This window comes from Virgifigura deserti, from assembly GCA_003576685.1.
Classification (GTDB): domain Bacteria; phylum Pseudomonadota; class Alphaproteobacteria; order Dongiales; family Dongiaceae; genus Virgifigura; species Virgifigura deserti.
Genome location: QOZR01000014.1, coordinates 105,699 through 129,586, shown reverse-complemented (window position 1 = coordinate 129,586; position 23,888 = coordinate 105,699). Strand labels below are relative to the sequence as shown.

The window sequence follows — 23,888 nt, the reverse complement described above, 5'->3', positions numbered from 1 at the left end:
GCCGGCTTTGTGGCTTGACGTGGCCGAGCCTCGCTGCCGATCCAGCAGGGCAGGCGATCGTGATCGACGGCGATCCGATTGAGATCCGCGAGCCGCGTCTTCGCGTGATCGCCGACCAGCTTCATCATGGTCCTGCCTCTCGCCTTGAGGCGATGCAAGGACCATCTACGGGTCATGCCGCACTGTACGCCCGTCCTGATCCCGAACCCGCCCCCGCTCTGGCACCCGATGCTGGGGCACTGCCGCACCCTGATGCGCGATCTGGGCGCCTCCGCCATTCTGATCGAGGGCCGCCTGCTGGGCACGCCGTTCGGGCCGAAGATCGTCGCGACGATGGACCTGCCGGCTGAAATGGGGCCGGTGCCGCTTGGCGCGCATCCGGCCTACCGGCGCGCGATGCACGATGCGGCCGGCATGCTCACCTTCGCGCGGATGGCGGCGCACAGCGCGAGCGGGATCGATCCGATCACCGCCAGCTGCGAACCCGAAGACGTGCTCTGGCAGCTCGTCGTCCTGCCGGCCGGGCTGGTGCTGATCGCGCGAACCAAGGCGGCCGACTTCGGACCGTTCCTGCTGGCCGAGCGCGAGCCCGACCAGCGGACGCTTGCTTTGGTGGGGCTCCAGATGGATTTTGCCGGAATTACCCTGGGCGAGGCCCGGCATGGCTCACGCCGCGACGGGCCATCATCGCCGCGCACGCAATGACTGGCGGTCAAAGGATCGAGCGGTTCACGTGATGAATGCACTCCCTAGGCTGGCCTCCGCGATCCGCCCCTCCTTCTCAAGGACGCGGAAACGGCTCAAGCGCTGAGACGACGCGGAGAGGAGGCGGAAGCGGACCTCGGGACGTTAGAACGTTTCCTCCTTCCAGCGATAGGTGTGGAAGAGCGATTAGTCAGCCTCGACCGCGCATGTGTCGCGCTCAGCAACGAGTCCGACCGTTGGATTCGGGCAAACCTGATAAAGTTGGACCGGGTCGCGCTTGCCCTTGAGCTGAATCGGTGCGAGCGCCTCGATCCGCAGATCGGTGATCTCGCCAATAGCCTCGAATGTGGTCTGGCTTACCAGAGACTGCCCGCGCTCGGCCAGCGAGCACAGACGGGCCGCCACGTTTACGGCGTCTCCCAACACCGTGTAGTCCATCCGCTCGACACTGCCCATGGCGCCCATGATCACGTCGCCGGTGTTGATTCCGACGCCCACAGCGAGATTCCAGCTCGGGCGGTCGGCGCTCAGTTCACTCATCTTGGCCTGCATCGCGAGCGCGCAGCGTACCGCATAGCCCTCTCCCCCCTCTCCTGCGAAGACCGCCAGGATCTGATCGCCCACGAATTTGTCGATATCGCCGTGATGCTCCTTTACGAGGCCAGCCAGATGCTGGAAGTAGAAGTTCAGCACGTCGATGACCAGATCGGGCTCGTGCTGCTCCGCGAACGCCGTGTAGCCGCGGATATCGCAGAACAGCATCGTGGCGCGGTGGCGCGCGCCACCCAGGCGAACACCATACTGCTCGGCCCCTCTGATCGCCGTTATAGTGCCGAGGGAGACGAACTTCTCCAGCTGAAGCCGCTCGGCAAGGCCAACAATCATCGCATTCATGCGCCGCGCGAGGTCGCCGATCTCGTCGTTGAGGCGCACGCCCCGCAAGACCCGGACCGCGAAGTTACCCTTGGCGACCTCCCCCGCCACGCGGTCAATTTCAAGGATCGGCCGACTGATCCCGAATGCGAGGGCGATCGCGCCCAGGACGGCGACGGCCAAGCCCGCCGCCCCCCAGAGCACAAGGCTGCGGGTCATCTTCTCGACGGCGAGATAAGCGTCACGTTGCCGGAGTTCGACGAGAAGGGCCCATCTGAAGGGCCGGGGAAACGCATAGGCGCCCAGCATGACCTCGCCATCCGGGCGCGCATAGGGCGCAACGCCAAGAGACCGCGTCGAAGACGACAGCAGAGTCATCGCGTCGGCGACCATGGCATGGTGGCTGAGATCGCGCTGCCCCGCATTAAGGACCTCCCGTCCCTTCCGGTCCACGACGGTGAGAAACCCTACCTTCGTGAATGGATTGCCGTAGATGATCTGCCATAAGCGGTGCAGGTCGATCCTTGCCGACAGGACGGCATCGGCGCCGGCAATTCTCGAGCGCAGTGGCAGCACGATGGTCGCCAGCCAATTGTCGCTCTCCGGAACGTAAATTGCATCCTCCGCAACGACGATCTCGGATTCACGAAGCGCTCTTACCTGTTCCGGCGACACGCGGAGCACTTCGAGCGGATCGAGACCGGCCGCCTGCAGGGACTTGCTGAAATCGTCCTTCGTCACGATGAGCGGAATATCGGCGCCGTCCACGGTGATCTGCAGGGCGACGATGTCGGCAATATCCGAGATACCGAGGGTGAGAATGGCGATTTTTTCCTCGACCCCCAACTGATCGTCGTCGATCGCGTTGCGGATTAGAAGCAGGGGGCCGAGCCAGCTTCCCTCGAAGACATCGTTGATCTCGCGGGAGAGCTCGCTGGCGACGCCCAGGAGCTGCTCGTTGGCAGAGCTCTTGAGTTCGTCCTCGCCGATGCGAATCATGGTACGCCCGGCGACCAGGATCGGCACCACGGCGATCGCAACCGCAAACAGCAGCAGCTTCCAGCGCAGCGTGAGGCGTGGCATTGTGCTTTTCCAATCGCTCCTGCTTGCTACTCGCGACGACGTGCGTTCACCTCCACCGTGTCGGAGGATTTGCCGCAGGACAGGCCCGAGCCGTCGCTGACTGTCAGCCGTACGGGATAGGTCCCTGGCTCGGCGTAGCTGTGCCGGACCTTGTCCCCGGCAAGCACGACCCCATCACCGAGATCCCACAGGAAGCTCAACGGGTGGCCATCGGCATCCTGCGACCCAGACGCGTCGAACATGAGTTCGTCATGCGCCCCGCCAACGAAGCCTTCACGATCGTGACCGGCTTGGGCAACCGGTGGCGTGTTGACAATAATGCGCGCGACGTCCGTGTCGGCAGCGCAGCTCGACCCCGAATCGTCCGTGACCGTGAGGCGGACATCGTAGACACCCGCTTTGGTGAAGCTGTGCGTGGCGTTCATCCCGTCCGCACCTGTGCCGTCGCCAAAATCCCACCGATATTCGACCAGGCGATCGTCCCAATCGACCGATGCGCTACCATCAAACGTCACCTCCTGGTCTGGGCAGACGAAGCGATTGGGTCCGGCCTCGGCATGGGGCGGCTGATTCACGCGAACCCGGACCACACTGTGCTGTCGGCTGTTGTTGAGGCCGGCGCCGTCGTCGACGGTCAGCACCAGCTCGTAGAGCCCGGAGGCTTGGTAGACGTGCGACACGTCCTGCCCCTGCGCCGTCTGGCCGTCGCCGAAGCTCCAGTCAAAATCGACAATCCGTCCGTCCGGGTCGAGGGAAGTGCCGGCACCGAGGGCGATCTCGTCGCCGGGACAGGCGGCCTTCGGCGCCGTAATGACCGGCATTGGCGCCTGGTTGGCGACAGCAATGATCGTATCCGTGGCTTTGTTGTTCGACAGATTCGTATTGTCCGTGACCGTGAGCGTCACCTCGTAGCGGCCGCTCCTGCGGAAGCTATGCCGGGCATTGACCCCAGACGCGGTCGTACCGTCACCGAAATCCCAGGAATAGGCGACGATGCCGCCATCCGGGTCATGGGACTTCGAGGCGTCGAACAGGATCTCCTCCATCCCGACGGTTCGGTCGCCACCGGCATCGGCCACCGGTGGTGCATTGACGACGATCGCGTGCTGTGCGGTCACCACACTGCACGTACCGACGCTGCCTTCAGTACGAAGCGTGAGCGTGACGACGAAACTGCCGGACTTTTCGTAGGCATGTCGCACCGACGGGCCTTCGGCTGAGCTGCCGTCACCAAAGTCCCACTCCCAGGCGACAATCCGGCCAGACGTCGTTGTTGAGCTTGAGGCGTCGAAGGCAGCGGCATCGCCGACCGCAATGCCGGCCGGCGCAAGGATGCGGGGAATCGGCGCTTCCACGACGCGCACGATCATCTCATTGGAGTTGGTGTTCGCGCACTGGCCAACCTGATCTCCCTCGATGGTGAGAACGACGCGATAGTCGCCCGGCTTGCCGAAGATGTGGACAGGTCGATCGCCACCGCCGGCGGCGCCGTCTCCGAAGTTCCAGGTGAAGCGGTTGACCACGCCGTCGGAATCGCGCGAGCCCGACCCGTCGAAGTGCACCTCCGTACCAGCGCAGACCCTCTGGTCGGGCCCCGCATCCGCAATCGGCGACTCGTTGACCCGGACAAGGACGCGCTCGGTATGTCGGTTTGCCGGGAAGCCCGAGTCGTCCTCGACGGTCAGCGTGACCGGATAGGCGGCGCCGTGATGATAAGTCTTGGTCGGATTCACGATGTCGGCATCGCTGCCGTCCCCGAAGTCCCAGTGGTAGCGTAGCAGGCCGTCCTCCGGGTCGCGCGAATTGCTGCCGTCGAAGACCACCACATCACCTGCACAGACCTCTCTGTTGCCGCCTGCGTCGGCCACCGGCGGGCGATCGACGGTTACGGTGATCGCGGCCTGTGTCTTGGCATTGCCTAACCCGGTCCCGTCATCAACGGTCAGCACCACGGGATAGGTGCCGCCCGTCACGTAGGTATGGGTCGCCTTGACGCCACCCGCCAGCGGTGAGCCGTCGCCGAAGTCCCAGCTATAGACGAGGGCGTCGCCGTCGGCATCGGTCGAGGCGCCACCATCGACGGTGATGGTACTGCTCGAGGTGAAGATATCCTCTCCGGGGTGCGCGACCGGAGCATGGTTGATCCGAATAACCACTTCGTCTTGAGCGACGCCGTTGCTCGCGCCGCTGCCGTCGGTAACGGTGAGCCGTGCGCTATAGATCCCGGGCGATGCATAGACCCGTGAAACCGTGCGTCCGGTCGCGGGTTCGGCGATGTCGTTGAAGTCCCAGCGATAGCTGACGATGCTGCCATCCGGGTCAAATGCGTTTCCGGCGTCCAGCACTACCTCGTCGCCTGGCGTGGCGAAGATATCGGCGCCAGCGTTGGCGACGGGGGGTGCATTGATCACCACCTCCGCTTCGTCGAAATCGACTGCGTCGGGCTGACCTGTGTTGTCGCGGACGGACAGCTGAACCTGGTAGATCCCGGGCCGCGTGAAGCGATGGGCAACCTGCTCGCCAGTAGCGGTGGAACCGTCCTTGAAGTCCCAGAAATAGTCTGCCACGTCGCCGTCCGGATCGAGCGATCCCGAGCCCAGGAAAGTGAGCTCTTGGCCGGGCGCGCCGAGCTGATCCTTTCCGGCGTCGGCGATGGGCGCCTCGTTGACGAGCAGGAGCAAGGTGTCCGTTGCACTGCTCCGCGACGTGCCGGAATCATCGGTCACGGTGAGGCTGACGCGGTAGTGGCCCGCCTTGCGATAGACGTGAGCCGTCCTGGCACCTTCACCGGTGGCCCCGTCGCCGAAGTCCCATGCATAGCGGGCGATCTTGCCGTCGGGATCTTCGGAAGCCGTCGCGTCGAAGCGAACCTCGCTTGAGGTCACGATCTGATCGTCACCGGCCCGGGCGATCGGCGGAGCATTCACGACGATGATCGCTGTGTCGCTGCTCGTGTTGGTGGAGGTAGCGGAGTCGTCGGTGACCACCAGAGCGGCCTCGTAGGTCCCAGGCCGATCATAGGCGTAAGGCACCTCGGCCCCGACGCCCTCCGACTTGTCGCCGAAATCCCACGCATAGTGGACGAGCTTGCCGTCGTGATCGAGTGACCCGCGTCCATCAAAGGCGATAATCTCGCCGACCGCCACTTTTCGGTCCGGCCCGGCCGCAGCTACCGGCGGGTCATTGACGATGATTCGCGCGCTGTTCGTGGCCGTGCTGTTGGCAAGACCGGCGGCATCGCGCACCGTAAGCGTCACCGCGTAGGTGCCCGGCCGCTCATAGCGATGCGCAACCGTCGGACCTTCCGCCGTCGTACCGTCACCGAGATCCCAGGACCACCCTGTAACTTGCCCGTCGATGTCGTAGCTCGGCCGACCGTCCAGCTCGACGGTCTCCCCGACCGAGGCGCGCCGGTCGAGGCCCGCGACGGCCACGGGCGGCACATTGACATCTACGATGATCTGGTCGGTCGATGAATTGCAGGCTCCCGGCTGATCATCCTGAACCAGAAGGGTCACGGCGTAGCGGCCGGAGTTCGTGAACGCGTGAGCGGTCTTCGGGCCGGAGTCCTCTGTACCATCCTGAAAGTTCCAGCTGTAGCGGGAGATCGGCCGGTCGCCAGGTGTGGAGCCCGTGCCGTCGAAGTTCACGGGTTCGCCGGGCGCCACGACAATGTCGGGACCGGCATCGGCACGAGGAGGGCGTTTCGCAACGACGCGAAACGGCTGCATGGCGCCACTGCCGATCTGCCCCGAGTCGTCGAGGACGCGCAGCGCGCCATTGTAGCTGCCAGGCTCCTGATAGCGGTGCACGACCGCGATGCCGACGCCGCTGGCACCATCGCCGAAGTCCCAGAGATAGCTCAGCTGGTCCCCGTCCGGGTCGCTCGAGCGTGCCGCGTCGAAGGCAAACGCGGAGCAGTCGGCGAGCAGCGTGCTGTCTGCCACCGGCTGCGGCCGACCGTTCGGCGACCAGCTCTCGGCCTGCAGGCGCATCGGCAGCGGGTGCCCGGCGCTGTCCGTGACGAAGAGGGTGAGATCGTTTGGACTCTCTTCGCCACCGGCAACCGTGATCGAACCGTCGGTACCCTGCTCCTCAGGGAGAAGCGTGATCTCGCTCTGCTGCCACTCGTCCTGGCCAGATGCGGCGAGTTCAATCGTACGGTAGGTCCCGGCAAACGCGACGCGACCGTACGCGGCATCGAAATTGTGCACGATGATTCGTTCGGCGTCGGCCGGGATCTCGAACGCGAGCTCGGTGAGGCGGCTGCGGTCGGGAATGCGAATGGTCGGTGCGAAGCTCAACGTCTCGAGGCTGGAGGGGGTGGCATTCCGCCGATCGCGCAAGCTCAGTGTCGCCATGAAAAGATTGGCGTCATCGCCGGAATGTCCGACGACCTCGAGCCGAAAGACATACTGGCCGTCGATCGGATCGCCTTGCTCGGGCATGAAATTCGCGAGCGTCTGCCATATGTCGTCATGCGCCGCTTCCTCGCCGATCGTCAGGTCAGCCAGGATCGTGCCTCCCAGACCATGGGAGGTAGCCTCCTCCGACTCCATGCCCGGTTCCACCGTGCCGGCATCGCGTCTCCTTGCAAGCGGGGAGTCCGGCAGGGTAGCGGCGCCCTTCCCGCCATAGACGACATAGCGCATGCCTGTGTCCCAGCCGGTCCCGTAGCGCAGATCATGCGCTCCGCCGACCTCTGCGTCGAAGACCCGGAGATAGAGGCGGCCCGTCGTCGACTGAGGCACCCGGAAGTAGATGATCTCGCGGAACTCGGGATCGCCCTCGGTCGTGAGCGCTGCCTCTCCATAAGTGACGGAGAGCGGTTCCTCGGCTGCGGCTGCGGCCATCGTCCAGCCCGAAAGGACCGCGGCAAGAAAAAGATACCCTATGCGCGTGCCGCTCACGTTCGGTTGCATGATCGCCTCTTCTGCCGCGGCCGCCTTTGGCTATCCAACTCAAGGTCAGTCGTTGTCCAGCCTCAAGCGGGCCCTGTTTCCCGCGTAATCCTCGATTTCGACTTCCGTCAATGTCACCCGGCCGACCGCCTCGGGCGGCAGCAGCACCGTCCGTTGATAGGTTCCGGTGACGCCGCTGAGCTCGAGAAAGTCGGCATAGTCGATGTCGGCAATTCGCATCCGGACCGATGCGGCCTTGCGCAAGCCAGAGGTGTCGTGAGCGGTCACCTCGATCCGAAGCGGCTCGCCGCGACGCAGCGTTCGCGGAGACAGATCGTAGCTCACGAGCTCGGGCGGCTCCTGGTCCAGACCCACATCGAATCTTTCGACCCGAACATTGCCGACCGCGTCCGTGGCAATGAGCTCGAAGTGGTTGTCTCCCTGACGCAGGGTCACCGTCTCATCGAACACGCCATCGATCAGCTGAACCGGCTGGCCGTTCAGAGAGAGACTCCGCGCGCCGTCGGCTCGGCCACGAAGCGAGAGCCATTCGACCGCCGTGACGCCGGGCGGCGATTCCTCCAGCTCGATCGCCGGCGGCTCCTGATCCTGAGAGACAATGAAGCGGTCCTGGCTGGCAAAGCCCGAGCGCTGAACGACCTCGATGATGAAATTCTCGCTGAGTTGACTGAGCGGCAGGTTGAGAGCGAAGCGGCCGTCGCCGTTCGCATAGGTCGAGACGCGTGGCGCCCCTCCTGCCGAGTGAACCACGAGCTGCGCTCCCGGGCTCGTCATGCCGGCGAGCGAGATGACATTCCGGTTGGTGAGGAAATGGCGCGGCGTGAGGTGCGGAATTCTGTCGTCGAAGAGCAAAGCAGCGCGGGTGTCCGGCATGTAGACAAAGGAGCGTGTGCGCTTGGTGACATTGCCTGCGGGATCGATTGCCTCCAGGATCAGTGCGTTGTCGCCCGGTGCAGCCCCGAACGTCAGGTCGAACGCACCGCCTTCGCCGACTTGGACATCTTCCCCGTTGAGCCGGAGCCGGGCGTTCGCCTCGATCTCGCCGCGGATCCGGACCGGGCCCAGGCGGATGATTGTTCCCTCTGTCGGCTCCTGAATCGTCAAGTAGGGCGGCGTGCGGTCCACCCGCATGTGAAAGCGCCAAGCCACACTGCGCTCGCCCGGCAGACCAAACTTGTCGAGCGCCGCGACGCGCCAGTAATAGGTGCCGACCTCGAGCGGCCCGGCATCAAAGCCCGCAGCCTTGAGGCCCCATCGGCTGATCGCCATCCGCTCGAAGCCGGGATCGTGGGCAAGTTCGAGCCAATAGCCGGCGGCACCTGGAAGTACCGCCCAACTCAATGCTACCTGCGAGTCGAACGCCTGGCTGTTGTCCGCCGGCGCGAGGAGTGCCGTGGCGGCCAGAACACTGACCTTATCGCTGGGCGCCTGTCCGCTGCGCACGAGGGTGCCCTCATTGCGGCCGAGCGTGACCACGTCACCATTGGCCTCGACGCCAAGTGCCCGGTCGTCATAGTTCGTGAACTTGGCACCGCTGTCGTCGCGCCGGACCCAGAAGTTGCGGCTTTCTACGGTGGTGCGGACCTCAGGCACTTCGAGCGCGAATGTCGTCCTTTCACTCCTGCCGCTGAGCAGTGCGTAGAAGTCGCCTTCGACAAGACTGACCTTGGCCTCCTCACGGCGGCTGAGCGGATCGACACGCATGCGCTGAATGACGGCCTGCGAGTTCGCGCTGAGGCGAAGCCGGCTCTCGTCCCGGAAGGTAATCTGCGCCGAAGAGCGCGAGAGCGTGCGGACGTTCTCCTCCTCGATCAGGAGCACGTTCAGTGCGCGATCGGTCCAGACCAGGTCCTGCGCCCGCCTTCCCTCGACCCAGCCGTGGCGGTCGGTGAGCAGCGCTTCGGCCGCCACGTCGCGCTGCGCGGCAGCGATCCTGAGGGCCTCCGCGGCCGCGAGACTCGCCTCCCCGGCAAGAGTCGCTGCCGCCTCCCATTCACCGGCCTTTCGCTTCGCGAGCCCCTCCTCGTAGAGCCCGATGGCCTTCTCGATCTCGGCGCCTGCAAATAGCCGTGCACCTTCCTCGGTCGCCTGCTGAATTTCCCGGAGCGCCTTACCGAGCGCCCGGTTGGTCGTGGAGATCTCAGCCGCCGGAATCACGAGCTCAGTCCCCGCACGCACGTCGGTGATGGACGGTAGTGCGTTGGCGCGGAGAATCTCGACCCACATATCGGGGTCGCCGAGATACTCCTCGGCAATGTCGCGAAGAGTTTGGCCGTCCTTCACGCGGATCTTGAAGGTGTCCGCTGCGGCGCTGGAGACGCCGTGCGATAGCAAGAGGATAAGCAGCAGTCCGCAGCCCCGAGCGAGCCTACGGGTACCGTGAATGCCGCGCCGTCTCCTCGGCGTCTCCATTGACCGGCCTGACTCGAGCGGTTCACCTGCGATGCGCGCAGGCGCGTCCCCCTGCTCCGATAGGCTGAAAGCCATCGTAAGCCGCCGGACCAATGCTCGGCAAGGTCACTCTTAAGTGCGGCGATCCGAGAAGCGGAAGCCGCGTTTGGCTTTGGCGCGGAGCCCCTTTCTTTCGCATTGGTCGAAGATGATTTTATCCTTCGAGTTACCGCAAGCTTTCCTGCACCGTCCCTAGATGGATGCCTGGGCCGCGACGTCCTGGGCAGCCATCCGGCCTGGGAGCTACCGCCATCGGGCCGAGGCCGCCCATTATTATCTCACTACCGGCGCCCGTCGGTAAGAATGCCGACGGAAACCCGCGGTCGCTTGTCACGACAACATAGCTCCGGTCGACTGCCTGGATGGCGATCCAGGGCGGTGGTCATCGATCCGCAGGAGGTGAGTGATGGCCGGTTATCCGGCCCACGGAATCCGACTGACCGACGTGACAGCGCCTCTCAGTTCATCGTGCGTGTATAGACTGCAAACTCTGGCGCGTCGGCGATGAGCGTCGCGTTCGGCTCGTCGGGATCACCGGCGTTCGTCACGCCGAACTCCACATCACCGAGCGAATCGGCCGGGTCGGCCCCTACTTTCGCATAGACCTCTACCACCTGCGGATTCTCTCCCGCCAGCACGCGCAGCACGATCTCCGCAGCGAGCAGCGCTTTCGGCGTCGGCGGAAACGGATCGAGCGCGCGTGCCGCGCCGGGCCCGAGATTCAGCCGGTAGGCCGTCTTGAACCGCACCTCGCCATCCTCGTCGTGAAGCGCGACCACCGCCGCGAGGATCGTAACGGGCGATGGCGCGCGGGCGCGGTTGGAGACGGTGACCCGCGGGTCCGTGTCGAGCAAGGCATCGAGCGCGTCGGGTCCCAATAAAGTGACGGACATTTATCCTCGCCCTCCGCTCAACGACACCAGGGGTCTCGGGTCGAATCGCATCTCGCCCGTGAAGTGATCGAGGTCTACCGTGAACCAGCCCGGGTCGTCCTCCATGAACTTGACCAAGGGGCTGAAGATCATCGCATCCGTAATGCCATACTTCTCGCGCAGCGTCTTGCGGGCCTTTGTAATGGCCGCCGTGTCGTCTGCTGCCTTCACCACGACCGACGTCGTGGTATAGGTCACGTAGACAGTCACGTCGAGCGAATCGCCGGCCGGTAGCTTGTAGGCGACAGCTTTGGAGTAGATCTTGCCGCCGGGGCCGCCGTAACGCACGACGGCCATGATCGCGACCTCGTCCGATTCGATTCCCGTCAGCATCGGGCCCGTGATGAGGCCATTGATTTGCTTTGCCTCGTAGTAGACCCCCAGCCTTCTCTTGGACGGCCAGAGCAGCCGGTTGCCGCGGCCGTCCCAGATCCGCACCGCAATTTCCTGGTCGGCCATCGGGCCGTTCGGGTGGGGCGGACCGGGAACGGACGCCGTCGAGTGGATCCAGAACTGCGTCGTGACCTGGAGCCGGCGAGCCGATGGGGCGGTCGACCCGCTGCCACCCCCGCCCGTGGCGCCGGTCTCGTCCTCCTCGGTGACTGCGTTCACCAGCTTCAGGATGCCGTCGCCGACGATGCCGCCTGTCGGCCCTGACGCCTGCCGGCGAAAGATGTCCTCGGTTATCGTGCGCGGCTGCATCGACGAAGACGCGCCGGACGTGTCTGCGGCGAATTCCGTCGGAGAGATGTCGGTCATGCGTATCGGTTCGCCCTCTGGGCTGGGTTCGGCTGCGCTGCGTTCGGCGTCCAGCGCACGGGCCGTATTCAGCTCACCGCCTCGCTCGCTCACTGTTCCCTTCCCGGGCGGAGGCGTAGCGCCGCCAGCGCCGCCGATGGACGGCACGCCTGCCGCCGCGCTGAGCAGCTGCGCGGCGATCCGCATCCGTTCGGTGTGGTTCGACATCACAGTCGCAAGATTCTGGCCCGCCTGCTCGCCGACCGCGGTCGCACCCTGCGCGCTCGCCTGCAGGGCGGCTTGTGCGAGCGCGGCGGTCTGCACCATGCCGCTCATGTCGCGGAACATGTTGCCGTTCTGCACGGCGCTGATGATCGCCGCGACGCCGGTCGGATCCGGGAGCGCGGTCGGGCTCTGGATCGACAGCACGGGCGCCGACAACTGTCCGGGGCGGATCTCGTCGGACTGCGCGCGCGAGCCGGCTTGCACCGCGGCGATCTCCGGTGCCGTGATCGGGATCGGCGAATCCTGCCAGTTCCAAAAGCGCGTGAGATCGACCTTCTCGGCGGCGTTGTACCGCCCGAGAACCGCTTCCGCGAACACACCCCCGGACGGAAGCGGAATCGTCTCGCTTCGGGGAACCGGATGGTTGAGCCCGTGGCGCGACAGCCAGTCTTTCCACGCGGCCTGCTCCTCCGTCCAGCGCCGGTCGTCGGGTTCGCCGTCCGCGGAGACGCTGAGTTTGAAGACCAAGCTGTTTGCGACGACGGCGACCGGCTGCGAATCGACGAGCTGGATCAGCGGCAAGCCGCGATAGGTGTAGCGCGCGAGAAGTGCGCCGATCATGGCGACGTCGAGTGTGCGCAGAATCGCCTGCGTATAATGCAGCCGATTCGCCTCGAGGTGCGCAACGAGTTCGCCGGCGGCACCGGCCCCGCCGAACTTGATGACATCCTTGGGTTGGCTCATCGGCCGCAACTCGACCGGTACGCTGAGCGGCAGGACTGTGCCCGAAAGCATGAGCTGCAGGACGAGCGACGTCCGAAGGACCGACTCGCCGGCATACTGCACGGCGATCGAGTCGAGCTCGACGATCGCGACCGGTACGGCGAACGCAACGTCGGTGGTGCTCGTGCTGGCCGGCTCAACGGTACGGCCGTCGCGCAGGCGCACGACGAAGCGGGCCGCCTGTCCTTCCCGCAGCGAAAGTCCGATCACCAGCGCATCATCGGAGACGAACACTGAATCCGAGTTGGGTTGTGCGGATGGCCGGCCGGTCGCCCAGCCGATGCGATTCAGCTGGTCGAGGTCCCAGCCCTTCACGGTCAGCAGCGCGGCGGGTGAATTGGCGGGGGCGCGCCGGTAATCGAGGGCCGGCGGCTCCGTCTTCTCCGTTCCCGCGTCGGTCGGCGCGTCCGCGGGCTGGGTTGACGGCGCAGCCGCGGCGGCTGCTGCCGGGCCGGCCGCCGGGGCAGCTCCGGTTGAGAGCCGGCGCCTCGTGAGGACGCCGGTCGCCCGAAGATCGGCGACATGCCCAGCGATGACCATGCCAGGCGTCACGCGCGGCGTCTGCGGGACGACCTCGACGACGCCGTACTCGACGGTGAGCTGGCGCCGGACGCGGGCCGTCAGCGCGGCATCCGCCAGTGCGAGTCGCCAGCGGTCGATCGTCGCGTGATCGCGGAAATCGACGATCCTGACCGGCACGAACAGGCAGCGTTCCGCGCGCTCGAGCTGCGTTGTCGTCCGAAACGCCTGCACGACCTCGTAGTAGCTGATCGACAGCGCATGCATGTGGTTGTAGTTCGTCACCACGCGCGTCGAGATCGCTTCGTGTTCGGTCTGCGAGACCTCGCGGACGATCGACGCGCGGCGATTGCGCACCGACGAGGCGTTCTGCTGGCTTCTGTCGTTGATCTGCTGCGCGTACTCGGCGGCAAGATCGCGTGCGCCGAACGATGACGATGCGCTCATCACCTCGGTCGTCGTGTTCGACGTGCCACCCGATCCGCCGATGGCGAGCGGGCCGAGATCGAGTCCGAATCCTCCGCCGGCCTGCCCCGTCGTCGATTCCGACCGGGTGCTTGATTTACCGCTCTGGAACTCGGTCGCGGTCGCGTTCGTCACCTCGCTCAGCGAGCGGCTGTGCGTCATCGTGTTCGACAGCAGTTCCGATTCCGAGATGTCCTCGCTCGCGGCCGCACGACTGCGGCGTGACCAGTCGACCACGGCGACTCGTGTGCTCTCCCCCGGTGCGAGCGACATGCTGTGCAGCAGCTGACCGAGCGTGACGCCCTGCGAGTACCACGACTGGCTGAACGTCAGAAGCGCGCCGGTTGCCAGCCTTGTGAAACCGTCGGCTGCGGCCATCGTCGCAGCGAGATCGAGCGCGTCGGCATCCTCGATTGGCTGCGCGCCCTCGCCGGGGTTCGGCAGGCGGTCCATGACAAGCTTGCGGAAGAACACCCGCTCCGTCGGATAATTGCCCGTCGCCGGCAACAGGTCGGGCGGAGCCTCGGGATCGAAGCCCTCGACCTGCTCCGGATAGAAGGCGACCTTCAGGATCTCCCTGGCCGACCGATAGGGCGGCCACAGCGCGAGGTCGCGGACCGTGCCGACATCCAGTGCATTGGAGAGCGTGGCGGCGTTCGCCGGCCCGATGTCGCGCAGAACGCCGATCGGCTGGTTGACGAGGTCGCGGACGGGCACCCCCGGCGGGACGTCGGCGATGTCGCCGGCGACCGCGTCGAGGCGGGCTTCGACGGCGTTCGGATCGCGCCCGATCTCGAGCAGGCGCGTGGCGCCGGCGAAGACGCGCGCCGCGGCGAGATCGAAGATCGACCGGATGTTGATGGCGGCAAGCGCCGACTGGGCGGCGGCGGAGACGCCCATCAGCATGGCCGTGGGCGCCCGCAATACCTCGTCGGGCTCCATCTCGGCCGCCTCGGACCGCAGCAGCGCCGTGACCCTCTGGTTCATCACATCTCTCCCCTGCCGCCAACTGTCCCGGGTCGTTCCTCTGGCGGTCGTGACATCTGAACCATCCGAGAAGCGCAGCGCCCCATAGAGGCAGACGACGCGGCTGGAGTCCGTCTTGGGGCTGAATGTGCGATGGCGCCGAGCACCGCCCGCCACTGGCTTGATCGTGACTTCGGATGAGGCCTTCGAGCGATTCCAGATGCGCTCAGGATCGTTCTGCCTGAGACGGCAAGTCTGCCAAGGAAGAGTACTCGGCGAACAGAGATCTTTGAGATAAGCGCATAAGCCAGAAAGCTTATGCTTTGACCTTTAGAGGCACCACCTCGGCACCCCCTTTTAACTCGAGCACAGTTTCCTGAGTCCGTGTCTGTACCAGAGCCTCTGTCGATAGCCTTAGTTGGCATGTCGCCGACATTCGCCTGTAGCGCCTGCAGGTGATCAGCGAGGCGGATGCGATCGCGGAGGGCGTGAGCAAGTTCCAGCCCCAAGATAGCGATGGACGGCGGCATTTCTCGGTGGAGGATATTCGCGACACCGACGAGCCGACCGCCAAGCGTAGCTTTGCCAGCCTGTGGCGCTCCATCCACGGCGCCGGTGCCTGGGAGGTGAACCCCCAGGTCGTCATAACTGTTTTCAAGCCGCACCTCGTCAACATCGACCAATGGAGGACGGCAGTATGAAACTCGACCGCAATCTCAATCGAGACGGCAAGGGTAAGTATGCGCTGGTTCGCCTGCGTGGAGACCTCACGCCCGCTGAGCAACGTGCGCTGCAGACACTCGTACACGGCGGGCGCGTCGACTTGGCAACGCCAAGTTCCCCCGAAGAGTTCTTCGCCATCAAATTGAAGGACAAGTATGCGCAGGCGGCGCTCCGTGCCTATGCGGACGCGGCAAAGTTGGATGATCCCGAATACGCCCGCGAGGTCCGCGAACTGGCGGACCGTGCCGGGCCCCGTCATCCACTGTGCAAGGCGCCGGACTGACGCTCTCCATCAACATCGATCGGCTCGGGAAGGAGGCGGCGTGACTCGGATTCCCCGCTTGTTGTCCGCGTCAGAAGTGCTCGGTCTTGAGAATATACGGCCCAGATCTGCCAGGTCCTTGGGCGGCATAGACCTTTCGGGCCACGTCTCGAATCTTCAAAAGATGCCTCCGGTGCGCGGCGGCAACCTGCTTTGGCGTCAGGCTCTCTGCCCTCTCCATATCCGACAGCGCCTCACGGGAAATTGTGAACATCACGGACGCCTTGCCGTCCGTCGCGAAGAAGCGGACGGCCTGTGTGTCCGCGTTATAGACGCCATCCTGGCGGGCAAATTGCAGCGACATGGGTTGCTTCCCTTCGTCGGCGAGGTCGGATCATGCGCTGTCGGGCCGCAAGGCGCAATCTTTCCTGGGGGCCAGCGCGTGGCGGCGATCAACGTGGTGCGCGATGCGTTCAAGAGGGAGCGCGGGAATGGCTGAGCAGGCGCGCCTCGTCGATATGCCCGACTGGCCGCTGCTGATGAGTCGCGACGTCGCGGCCGCTTATTGCGGTGGCGTCTCCATTGCCTTCTTTGAGCAGCACTGTCCTGCTAAACCGATGGGGATCGGCGGGCGACGGCTATGGAGGCCGCGCCCCTCGAATTGAAGGTGCCCGTCGTGATCGGCTGGAATAAGGATTGCGCGAGGGCGATGTCCTGCGGATGACATGGAAGAGCTATGATGGCTCTGCTATCGAGACGCGCCAGTTGAAGGCTGAGGGGAAGATCGAACCGGGCCTGACGTTCCATGGTTTCCAGCATTCGATCGGCAAGGCGCTGGTCGGCGCGGAATGCGACATGCGGACTATCATGGCCGTGATTAGACACCAGAAGGACGCTATGGCGGCGAAGTACACAAAAGAGGCTGAACAGCGCCGCCAGGCCAAGGTCGGAATCGTGAATTTGGAACGCCTGCGGACCAAAAACGGAAAACCGCCCGAAGGCGGCTGTACTAAGTGATTGAAAAGATTGGTAGCGGAGGAGGGACTTGAACCCCCGACACGCGGATTATGATTCCGCTGCTCTAACCAGCTGAGCTACTCCGCCACAAGGTCGATCGCCGCGCCTTGGCGGCGACAGGGTATATGGCCTTCGCCTTGTACCTGTCAAGCGAGCCGGGCTCCGGCGCTTCCCGCGGCCGATTCAGGCGGCGAGCGCCGCTTGGTCGCGGGCGATCCAGCCGCCGCCGAGGACGCGGTCGCCGTCATAGACCACGCAGGCCTGCCCCGGCGCGACGCCGAACTGCGGTTGCGTGAGCTGCACCCGCACCGTGCCATCCGCGGCGAAGATCCGCGCCGGCGCCGGCGGGCTGGCCGAGCGCAGCTTGACCGTGACGGGGCGACCCTCGGGGCCGAGCGGCTCGCGCGCCAGCCAGTTGAGATCACGAACCGTGAGGCTGCCGGTGGCGAGCGCCGCCTTCGGGCCGACGACCACCCGGCGGCTCGTCGGATCGAGGCGGACGACATAGAGCGGTGTCCCGTCGTCGGCCACCCGCAGGCCCCGGCGCTGCCCGACGGTGTAATTGATGATTCCGTCATGGCGGCCGAGCACGCGACCGTCGACATGGACGATGTCGCCCGGCTCGACCGCGCCGGGCCGCAGCTTCTCGACCACACGGGCATAGCCGCCGGTCGGCACGAAGCAGATATCCTGGCTGTCCGGCTTGGCGGCGACGGCAAGCCCCAGCCGCTCGGCGAGCGCGCGGGTCTCGGCCTTCGGCTTGTCGCCGAGCGGGAAACGTAGGAAATCGAGCTGCTCCGCCGTCGTCGCGAACAGGAAATAACTCTGGTCGCGCACCGGATCGACGGCGCGGTGGAGTTCCGGCCCTTCGCCCCCCATCATCCGGCGCACATAGTGGCCGGTGGCAAGCGCCGCGGCGCCGAGGTCGCGGGCGGTGTCCAGCAGGTCGCGGAACTTCACCCGCTGATTGCAGCGCACACAGGGGATTGGCGTCTCGCCGGCGAGGTAAGTCTCGGCAAAATCCTCCATCACCGCGCTACGGAAGCGGCTCTCGTAATCGAGCACGTAATGGGGGATGCCGAGCCGGTCGGCGACGCGCCGCGCGTCGTGGATGTCCTGGCCCGCGCAGCAGGCGCCCTTACGGCCGACCGCGGCCCCGTGGTCGTAGAGCTGCAGCGTGATGCCGACGACGTCGTACCCCTCCCCCTTCAGGAGAGCGGCGACCACCGAGCTGTCGACCCCGCCGGACATCGCGACGACCACGCGCGTCTCAGCCGGAGCCCTGTCGAAACCTAGCGAATTCATGGCGCGTAATATAATGTCTTGCCGCGTCGAGCGCTATGGTCGCTGCAGCCGATCGACCAAGCGGTTCAGCGGCGCCGGGTCGCGCGGTAAGCCGAGCGGCACCGTGAAATGGCCCTGATCGCGCAGGAATACGTTCTCCTGCGGCAGGTGCCAGCGAGTCGCCAGGGCCATGCCGCGGTGGAACGGCGTCACGTCGTCATAGCAGCCGAGCACCATGACGACGTCCTCCGGCGCCATCGCCAGCGCTCCGAGGGGTTCCCAGAGCGGATTCCAGCGGGCGAACCGCTCCGCCGTCCAGCCGGCCCGGCGAAGCGCCTGGTCAAGGCCCAGCGCCTTGGCCAGCGAACTGCCGAAGGCGAGGCTCCCGACATCGTCGGTGGTGGTGGTGAGATAGAGCGCATCCGGCTGCGCCGACGGGTGCCAATGGCGGGCGCGGCAGGCGGCGAGCTGCGCCGACAGCGCCCCCAGGCTGACCCCGCCGATCGCCACGCGGCCGGCGCTGTTGGAGCGGCACCAAGCGACGAGCGTGGCGAGCTCGGGCACCACCGCCGACAGGAACGAGAAGGCCGATATCGGCAGTCCGGCGATGAACGGCTCGCCGCCGTAATATCCAGGTTGCCGCCGGCGGCCATGCCAGGGGGCGTCGAGCCGCACGACGCGCACGCCGCTCTGTGCGAGCGCAACGACGATCTGGTCGTCGATCCCGTCGAGGGACTCGAGCTCGACGCCGAGGCCATGGATATAGACCAGTGTCGCCGGGTCGGGCACCCCGACCGGCTCGAAGACATGCGCCCAGGCCGTATCGCCGATCGCCGCGCAGGGCGATGGGAACCGCAGCCAGTATTCGGTGCCGAACGGGCCTGAGATCCGCTGCGATTCCTGGACCGGGGGCAGCGGATCGGGCACGTCGCAGGCTGACTCCGGGTCGGCGAGAAGCGGGCGGTATTCCGCCTCGACCCGCGCCGGATCGGGAATCGCGAACCGCGCCGCCGGCAGATTGGTGCGCAGCCGCAGCGGTAGATAGCTCCAGCGCGCCATCATATAGGCGTTGCTCGCCCGCCGCCGCTCGCGATCGATCGCCGCAAGCGTGCTCGGCGAAGTCGCGTGTTCGCCGAAGAAAGCCGCCTCCCAGCGCTGCGCGGCCGCTTCGGACCGCCGGCGCAGCGCCGCCGTCCGGGCGAGGGCATTCTGAATCTGGGCCTCCGTCCCGCCGGGCAAGCGGCGCAGCGGCAACGCCGCCAGGAAGCGGTCGATCGCCCCCTCCGCAACCGAGCCTGCCGCCCAGGCGCGCGACAGCGGAAAGGCCCAGCGCGACAGACCCCAAAGGGCGGCGCGGTCGAACCAGGGGCGCGTGACCAGCCCGCCGATCGGACTCGTGAGCAGCGGCATGACGCGCTCGGTACGGCGGCCCCTCAATGGTGGATCAGATGTCGGGGCCGGCGCGGCCTGTTTGGTGCATAAAGCGATGCGCCCGGGGCGTCACCCGAGTGCCTCACTCGCCGGCCATCATGTTGCGGGTGCCGGCCGGCAGGGCGACGGTCAACCCGTTGAGCTCCTCGGTCATGATGATCTGGCAGCCAAGCCGCGAGGTCTGGGTCAGACCGAAGGCGAGGTCGAGCATGTCCTCCTCGTCCTCCGTCGCCTCGGCGAGCGCCTCGTACCATTCGGGATCGATGATGACGTGACAGGTGGAGCAGGCCAGAGAGCCTTCGCACGCGCCCTCCAGATCGATATTGTTCCGGTGGGCGATCTCGAGCACCGACAGCCCGATCGGCGCGTCGACCTCGAGGCGAGTCCCGTCGGTGTTAATGAAGGTCATCTTCGGCATCAGGCCAGTCTCCGTAACCACTAGTCTCTCTAATAAATTGTCCGTCGCTCGGACGTTCGCGAACTCTTTCACCGGATGTGGCCGGTTCGGCGCCGCTCGCCGTCGTCTGAGGCTCCGGCACGGGCTACGCCGGCATCGGGTGCCACAGGTGCCCTCACAGGTCAAGGCAACTCCGCAGCACGGCAGATCAAGCCGCTAACGGCTTAACGTTGCCAAACCGTTAACGGTGTGCCACCGGGGCGGACGGCGCGTCGGCGCCCTCCGGGACGATCGCGGCAGCCGGCGGGCCGTCGCGGAGCCGTTGGACGGCGGCAACCAGCCGCTCCACGGCATAATCCACCTCGGCCTCCGTGGTGAACCGGCCGAGGCCGATCCGCAGGGAGGCGCGGGCCTGCGCCTCGTCGAGGCCCAGCGCCCGAAGCACATAGGAGGGCTCCAGCGCCGCCGAGCTGCAAGCGGACCCGCTCGAGACGGCGAGATCCTTCAACTCACCGATCAGCCGGTCGCCGTCAATGCCGGGGAAGCCGAGATTCAGGTTCCCAGGCACCCGTCGGCCCGGGTCGCCGTTTAGATAAGCGTCCGGCAACTGACGAACAACACCCTGATGAAGCCGCGCCGCGAGCCGGCGCAGCCGGTCCGCCTCGGGCGCCATCTCCCGCATCGCTATCTCGCAGGCCGCGCCGAGGCCGACGCAGAGCGGCGTCGGCAGGGTCCCCGACCGCAGGCCGCGCTCCTGGCCGCCGCCCTGGAACAGCGGCGCGAGGCGCACGCGCGGCCGGCGGCGCACATAAAGGGCGCCGATGCCCTTGGGTCCATAGATCTTATGGCCGGAGAGGCTCATCAGATCGATGTTCATCGCCTCCACGTCCAGTGGGATCTTGCCGACGGCCTGGGCCGCGTCGGTGTGGAAATGGACGCCGCGCGCGCGGCAGAGGGCGCCGATCTCGGCGAGCGGCTGGACGACCCCGATCTCGTTGTTGACCGCCATGATCGAGACGAGCACCGTGCGCTCGGTGATCGCGGCGGCGAGCCTTTCGAGATCGATCAGCCCGGTCCGGCCGACGGGAAGATAGGTGACCGCGAACCCCTCCCGCTCGAGCTGCGCCGCGCTCTCCAGCACGCATTTGTGCTCGGTCGCGGCGGTCACGAGATGGGTCTTCCGGTCACCCTGGAGATTTCGCTGGAACCGGGCGACGCCGGCGAGCGCCAGATTGTTGGATTCGGTGGCCCCGGAGGTGAAGATGATTTCCCGCGGATCGGCACCGATCAGCGCCGCGACCTGCGCGCGGGCCGTCTCGACCGCCCCTGCCGCCGCCGCGCCGAAGGCGTGGTGGCCCGAATGGGGATTGCCGAACTGCTCGGTGAAATAGGGCAGCATCGCCTCGACGACCCGCGGGTCGGTCGGGGTGGTCGCCTGGTAATCCAGGTAGATCGGCAGCGCGGGTAGGTTCTTGGTCAAAGGCTTATTCCCATGGATCAAGCAGCCGAGGATCGGTCCGATCGGTGGTTCGGCCGCTGCGTGACCAGCCCGCTCCAGGCTTCGATGAAGCGGTCGATATCCACCTCCGTGGACCGCCAACCGAGGCTGACCCGGATCGCGCTGCCCGCCTCCTCCACCGTCGCGCCCATCGCCCGCAGCACGTGCGAGGCGCGCACCTTGCCCGACGAGCAGGCCGACCCCGCGCTCACCGCGATGCCCGCGAGGTCGAGCGCCATCACCTGTGTCTCGCTCGGCATTCCCGCCCAGGCGAAGCAGGAGGTGTTCGGCAGCCGTGGCGACGCGGCTCCGAAGACCCGCGCCTCCGGCGCCGTCTCGCGCACGCGCCGCTCCAGACGGTCGCGGAGCTGCGCGATCCTGCCCTGCGCCGGGAGCTCGGCAGCCGCCTCCTCCGCGGCGACGCCAAAACCGACGATCGCCGCAACATTCTCCGTGCCGGCGCGCCGGCTCCGCTCCTGGCCGCCGCCGCGGAGCAGCGGTCGAAGCGCGAGATCGTCGCCGACGACCAAGGCGCCAATTCCCTGCGGACCGCCCAGCTTGTGTGCCGACAGGCTGAGGAGGTCGACGCCGAGAGCGGTGATATCCAAGGGGACCTTGCCGGCCGCCTGCACCGCGTCGCAATGCAGCAGCGCGCCATGAGCGCGGGCGATCTCCGCCGCTTCGGCGACCGGCTGGATGACGCCGGTTTCGTTGTTGGCGAGCATCACCGACAGCAAGGCCGGCCGCGGATCGCGCCCCAACCCCTCGGCTAGTGCCGCCAGGTCGACGATGCCGTCCGTGCTGACCGGCAGGATTTCGGCCTCTGGTGCCGCACGCAGCACGGAGTCATGCTCGATGGCGGACAGGACGAGACGATCGCGGCCTGTGCCGGTGAGGGCAAGATTATTGGCCTCGGTGCCGCCGCTGGTGAAGGTCACCTGCTCGGGCCGAGCATGGACGAGCGCGGCGACGCGCTCCCGCGCCTCTTCGACCTGACGACGTGCCGTGCGGCCGAACTGATGCACCGAGGAAGGATTGCCGCAGAGCGCCAAGGCGCGGGCCATCGCCGCGATGACAGCCGGACGGGCCGGGGCGGTAGCGTTGTAGTCCAGATAGACGGCGCGATCCATGACGGCTCTGTCTCCAGCCCTCCATTCCGGCGGGAAAGACGGTGATCTATTCCGCCGCCGCGATGCCGGCCCGTCCATCCGCGGCGGTGTCGTGGCGGATGAGGCCGCTGGTGCCGAGCACTCGGCGGGCGCAGACATCGGCAAGCGAGACGGAGCTCAGATAGAGATGGATCTGGTTGCCCAGCTCCTCCCAAAGGTCGTGGGTCAGGCAGCGGCTCCGGTTGCCGCGGCAGCCGGCCGGCGAGCCCGGCGTGCAGCGGGTCGCCCGGATCGGCTCGTCGACCGCCAGGATGATGTCGGCGATCCGCATCTCGTCATCGGGCCGCGCCAGCAGATAGCCGCCGCCGGGCCCCCGGACGCTGCGGACCAGCCCGCCGCGGCGGAGCTTCGCGAAGAGCTGTTCGAGATAGGACAGAGAAATCTCCTGCCGCGCTGCGATATCGGCCAGGGCGATTGGGCGGCCGTGGCTGTAGCTCGCCAGATCGACAAGCGCCATCACCGCATACCGGCCCTTGGTGCTGAGCTTCACGGCAGCCCCCTAGCAATCGCCCCGCGAGCCGGCGGCCTTCTCGCGGCGGGCATCGGCGCCCCCGTTGGCGTTCACGTCGTTCGCCGCCTGCCCGTCCGGTCGAACTCCGGGGACAGGCTCGCGCCGCTCCAACTCCCGTTCGAGGAGGTCGATCCGCGTCTTCAGGCTCGATACCTGATCGAGCAGTCCATCAACAGCGCGTGCCACCGGGTCCGGACAATCGCCCGTCGGCAGGCCGTAAGCGCGGAACTCGTGGGTTTCCTCCCGCGGCGCGACGACCTTCGCCGGAATCCCGACGACCGTCACGCCGGGGCTGACATCTCGCACGACTACTGCATTGGCGCCGATCCGGGCGTCCTCCCCGACCGTAACCGGTCCCAGGACCTGCGCGCCCGAGCCGATAATCGCCCGGTCCCGAATGGTCGGATGGCGCTTCCGGTTAACCTGCGCCGCGGAGTTGACGGACGGCGCGATGCCTCCGAGCGTCACGCCGTGATAGAGCGTCACATCGTCGCCGATCTCGGCCGTCTCGCCGATCACCAGCCCCATCCCGTGGTCGATGAAGAGCCGCTTGCCGATGATGGCGCCCGGATGGATCTCGATCCCGGTGACGTGGCGGCCGAGCGTGGAGATCAGACGTCCGAGCAGGTACCACTGGCGGCGCCAGACCGCATTCGCCGCCCGATAGAACAGCAGCGCCTGGAACCCGGGATAGGCAAGCACGACCTCCAAGCGCGACCGGGCGGCCGGATCTCGCGCAATCATTGAATCAATTTCGTCTCGAAGAGTCTTGAAAGTCATGTCGCCCGTCATGGTAAGATCGGTGGCGTCATCAGCACCGTCGCTCGCTGACGCAAAACCGGCCAGTGGTTTGATATAGTATGTCCGACTAAATTGGTCAAGTTTACCCGGCCGGGCTCGCGAGGCCTGTCCAGCACGTCGCTATGGCCCCGAA

At 66.3% G+C, this 23,888-nt stretch carries 18 protein-coding genes and 1 tRNA gene; 5 read left to right on the top strand and 14 right to left on the bottom strand.

The genetic code is table 11. The annotated features are described in order from the left end of the window. Window positions 1–126: 126 nt before the first annotated feature. Window positions 127–705 carry a hypothetical protein gene (locus DT069_RS21330; protein ID WP_162913341.1) on the top strand — a complete coding sequence of 193 codons (579 nt, stop codon included), beginning with the start codon at window positions 127–129 and terminating at the stop codon, window positions 703–705. A gap of 186 nt (window positions 706–891) precedes the next feature. Here the strand turns inward: DT069_RS21330 and DT069_RS21325 are convergent, their stop codons facing one another. The 5 genes from DT069_RS21325 to DT069_RS21305 all read right to left on the bottom strand — a co-directional run bounded on the left by DT069_RS21325 (window position 892) and on the right by DT069_RS21305 (window position 14,683). Further along, window positions 892–2,661 carry an adenylate/guanylate cyclase domain-containing protein gene (locus DT069_RS21325; protein ID WP_119462358.1) on the bottom strand — a complete coding sequence of 590 codons (1,770 nt, stop codon included), beginning with the start codon at window positions 2,659–2,661 and terminating at the stop codon, window positions 892–894. A 26-nt stretch (window positions 2,662–2,687) separates the two neighbouring features. Beyond that, a complete protein-coding gene (locus DT069_RS21320) occupies window positions 2,688–7,583 on the bottom strand; it encodes a PKD domain-containing protein (RefSeq protein WP_119462357.1) in 4,896 nt (1,631 codons plus the stop codon). 45 nt (window positions 7,584–7,628) lie between these two features. Continuing rightward, window positions 7,629–10,070, bottom strand: a complete 2,442-nt coding sequence (locus DT069_RS21315) for a FecR domain-containing protein (protein WP_119462356.1) — start codon at window positions 10,068–10,070, stop codon at window positions 7,629–7,631. A 422-nt stretch (window positions 10,071–10,492) separates the two neighbouring features. Then, window positions 10,493–10,927, bottom strand: a complete 435-nt coding sequence (locus DT069_RS21310; RefSeq protein ID WP_119462355.1) for a hypothetical protein — start codon at window positions 10,925–10,927, stop codon at window positions 10,493–10,495. Next, window positions 10,928–14,683, bottom strand: a complete 3,756-nt coding sequence (locus tag DT069_RS21305; protein ID WP_119462354.1) for a hypothetical protein — start codon at window positions 14,681–14,683, stop codon at window positions 10,928–10,930. It abuts the gene before it with no gap. A 434-nt stretch (window positions 14,684–15,117) separates the two neighbouring features. On the opposite strand from DT069_RS21305, the gene DT069_RS21300 reads away from it, so the two are divergent. Both DT069_RS21300 and DT069_RS21295 read left to right on the top strand, forming a co-directional pair. Then, window positions 15,118–15,363 carry a hypothetical protein gene (locus DT069_RS21300; protein ID WP_119462353.1) on the top strand — a complete coding sequence of 82 codons (246 nt, stop codon included), beginning with the start codon at window positions 15,118–15,120 and terminating at the stop codon, window positions 15,361–15,363. Then, entirely contained in the window at window positions 15,360–15,668 is a 309-nt protein-coding gene (locus tag DT069_RS21295; protein WP_119462352.1) for a hypothetical protein, read from the top strand. Before DT069_RS21300 ends, DT069_RS21295 begins: the two co-directional genes overlap by 4 nt. Window positions 15,669–15,738: 70 nt before the next feature. On the opposite strand, the gene DT069_RS21290 is transcribed toward DT069_RS21295, so the two are convergent. Beyond that, window positions 15,739–16,011 carry a DUF1488 family protein gene (locus tag DT069_RS21290; RefSeq protein WP_119462351.1) on the bottom strand — a complete coding sequence of 91 codons (273 nt, stop codon included), beginning with the start codon at window positions 16,009–16,011 and terminating at the stop codon, window positions 15,739–15,741. A 127-nt stretch (window positions 16,012–16,138) separates the two neighbouring features. Between DT069_RS21290 and DT069_RS24745 the strand changes: the two genes are divergently transcribed. Beyond that, on the top strand, window positions 16,139–16,312 hold the full coding sequence (locus DT069_RS24745) for a hypothetical protein (RefSeq protein ID WP_162913340.1): 174 nt from the start codon (window positions 16,139–16,141) through the stop codon (window positions 16,310–16,312). 31 nt (window positions 16,313–16,343) lie between these two features. Continuing rightward, on the top strand, window positions 16,344–16,664 hold the full coding sequence (locus tag DT069_RS21285) for a tyrosine-type recombinase/integrase (protein WP_119462350.1): 321 nt from the start codon (window positions 16,344–16,346) through the stop codon (window positions 16,662–16,664). Between the two features lie 10 nt (window positions 16,665–16,674). On the opposite strand, the gene DT069_RS21280 is transcribed toward DT069_RS21285, so the two are convergent. The 8 genes from DT069_RS21280 to epsC all read right to left on the bottom strand — a co-directional run bounded on the left by DT069_RS21280 (window position 16,675) and on the right by epsC (window position 23,734). Then, window positions 16,675–16,751, bottom strand: a tRNA-Met gene (locus tag DT069_RS21280). Between the two features lie 96 nt (window positions 16,752–16,847). Then, window positions 16,848–17,969, bottom strand: coding sequence for a tRNA 2-thiouridine(34) synthase MnmA (gene mnmA / locus DT069_RS21275; RefSeq protein ID WP_119462349.1), 1,122 nt, complete (start codon window positions 17,967–17,969; stop codon window positions 16,848–16,850). Between the two features lie 33 nt (window positions 17,970–18,002). Then, on the bottom strand, window positions 18,003–19,358 hold the full coding sequence (locus tag DT069_RS21270; protein ID WP_119462348.1) for an alpha/beta hydrolase family protein: 1,356 nt from the start codon (window positions 19,356–19,358) through the stop codon (window positions 18,003–18,005). 103 nt (window positions 19,359–19,461) lie between these two features. Next, window positions 19,462–19,797, bottom strand: a complete 336-nt coding sequence (locus tag DT069_RS21265) for a ferredoxin family 2Fe-2S iron-sulfur cluster binding protein (RefSeq protein ID WP_119462347.1) — start codon at window positions 19,795–19,797, stop codon at window positions 19,462–19,464. Between the two features lie 220 nt (window positions 19,798–20,017). Continuing rightward, the gene (locus DT069_RS21260) at window positions 20,018–21,256 is read right to left on the bottom strand and encodes an IscS subfamily cysteine desulfurase (RefSeq protein WP_119462346.1); all 1,239 of its coding nucleotides are present in this window, start codon (window positions 21,254–21,256) and stop codon (window positions 20,018–20,020) included. A 17-nt stretch (window positions 21,257–21,273) separates the two neighbouring features. Continuing rightward, window positions 21,274–22,404 (bottom strand): cysteine desulfurase family protein, encoded by a 1,131-nt coding sequence (locus DT069_RS21255; RefSeq protein WP_119462345.1) that lies wholly within the window; start codon window positions 22,402–22,404, stop codon window positions 21,274–21,276. 46 nt (window positions 22,405–22,450) lie between these two features. Next, a complete protein-coding gene (locus tag DT069_RS21250; protein WP_119462344.1) occupies window positions 22,451–22,933 on the bottom strand; it encodes an Rrf2 family transcriptional regulator in 483 nt (160 codons plus the stop codon). Window positions 22,934–22,942: 9 nt separating this feature from the next. Next, window positions 22,943–23,734, bottom strand: coding sequence for a serine O-acetyltransferase EpsC (gene epsC / locus DT069_RS21245; protein ID WP_119462375.1), 792 nt, complete (start codon window positions 23,732–23,734; stop codon window positions 22,943–22,945). Window positions 23,735–23,888: the final 154 nt, after the last annotated feature.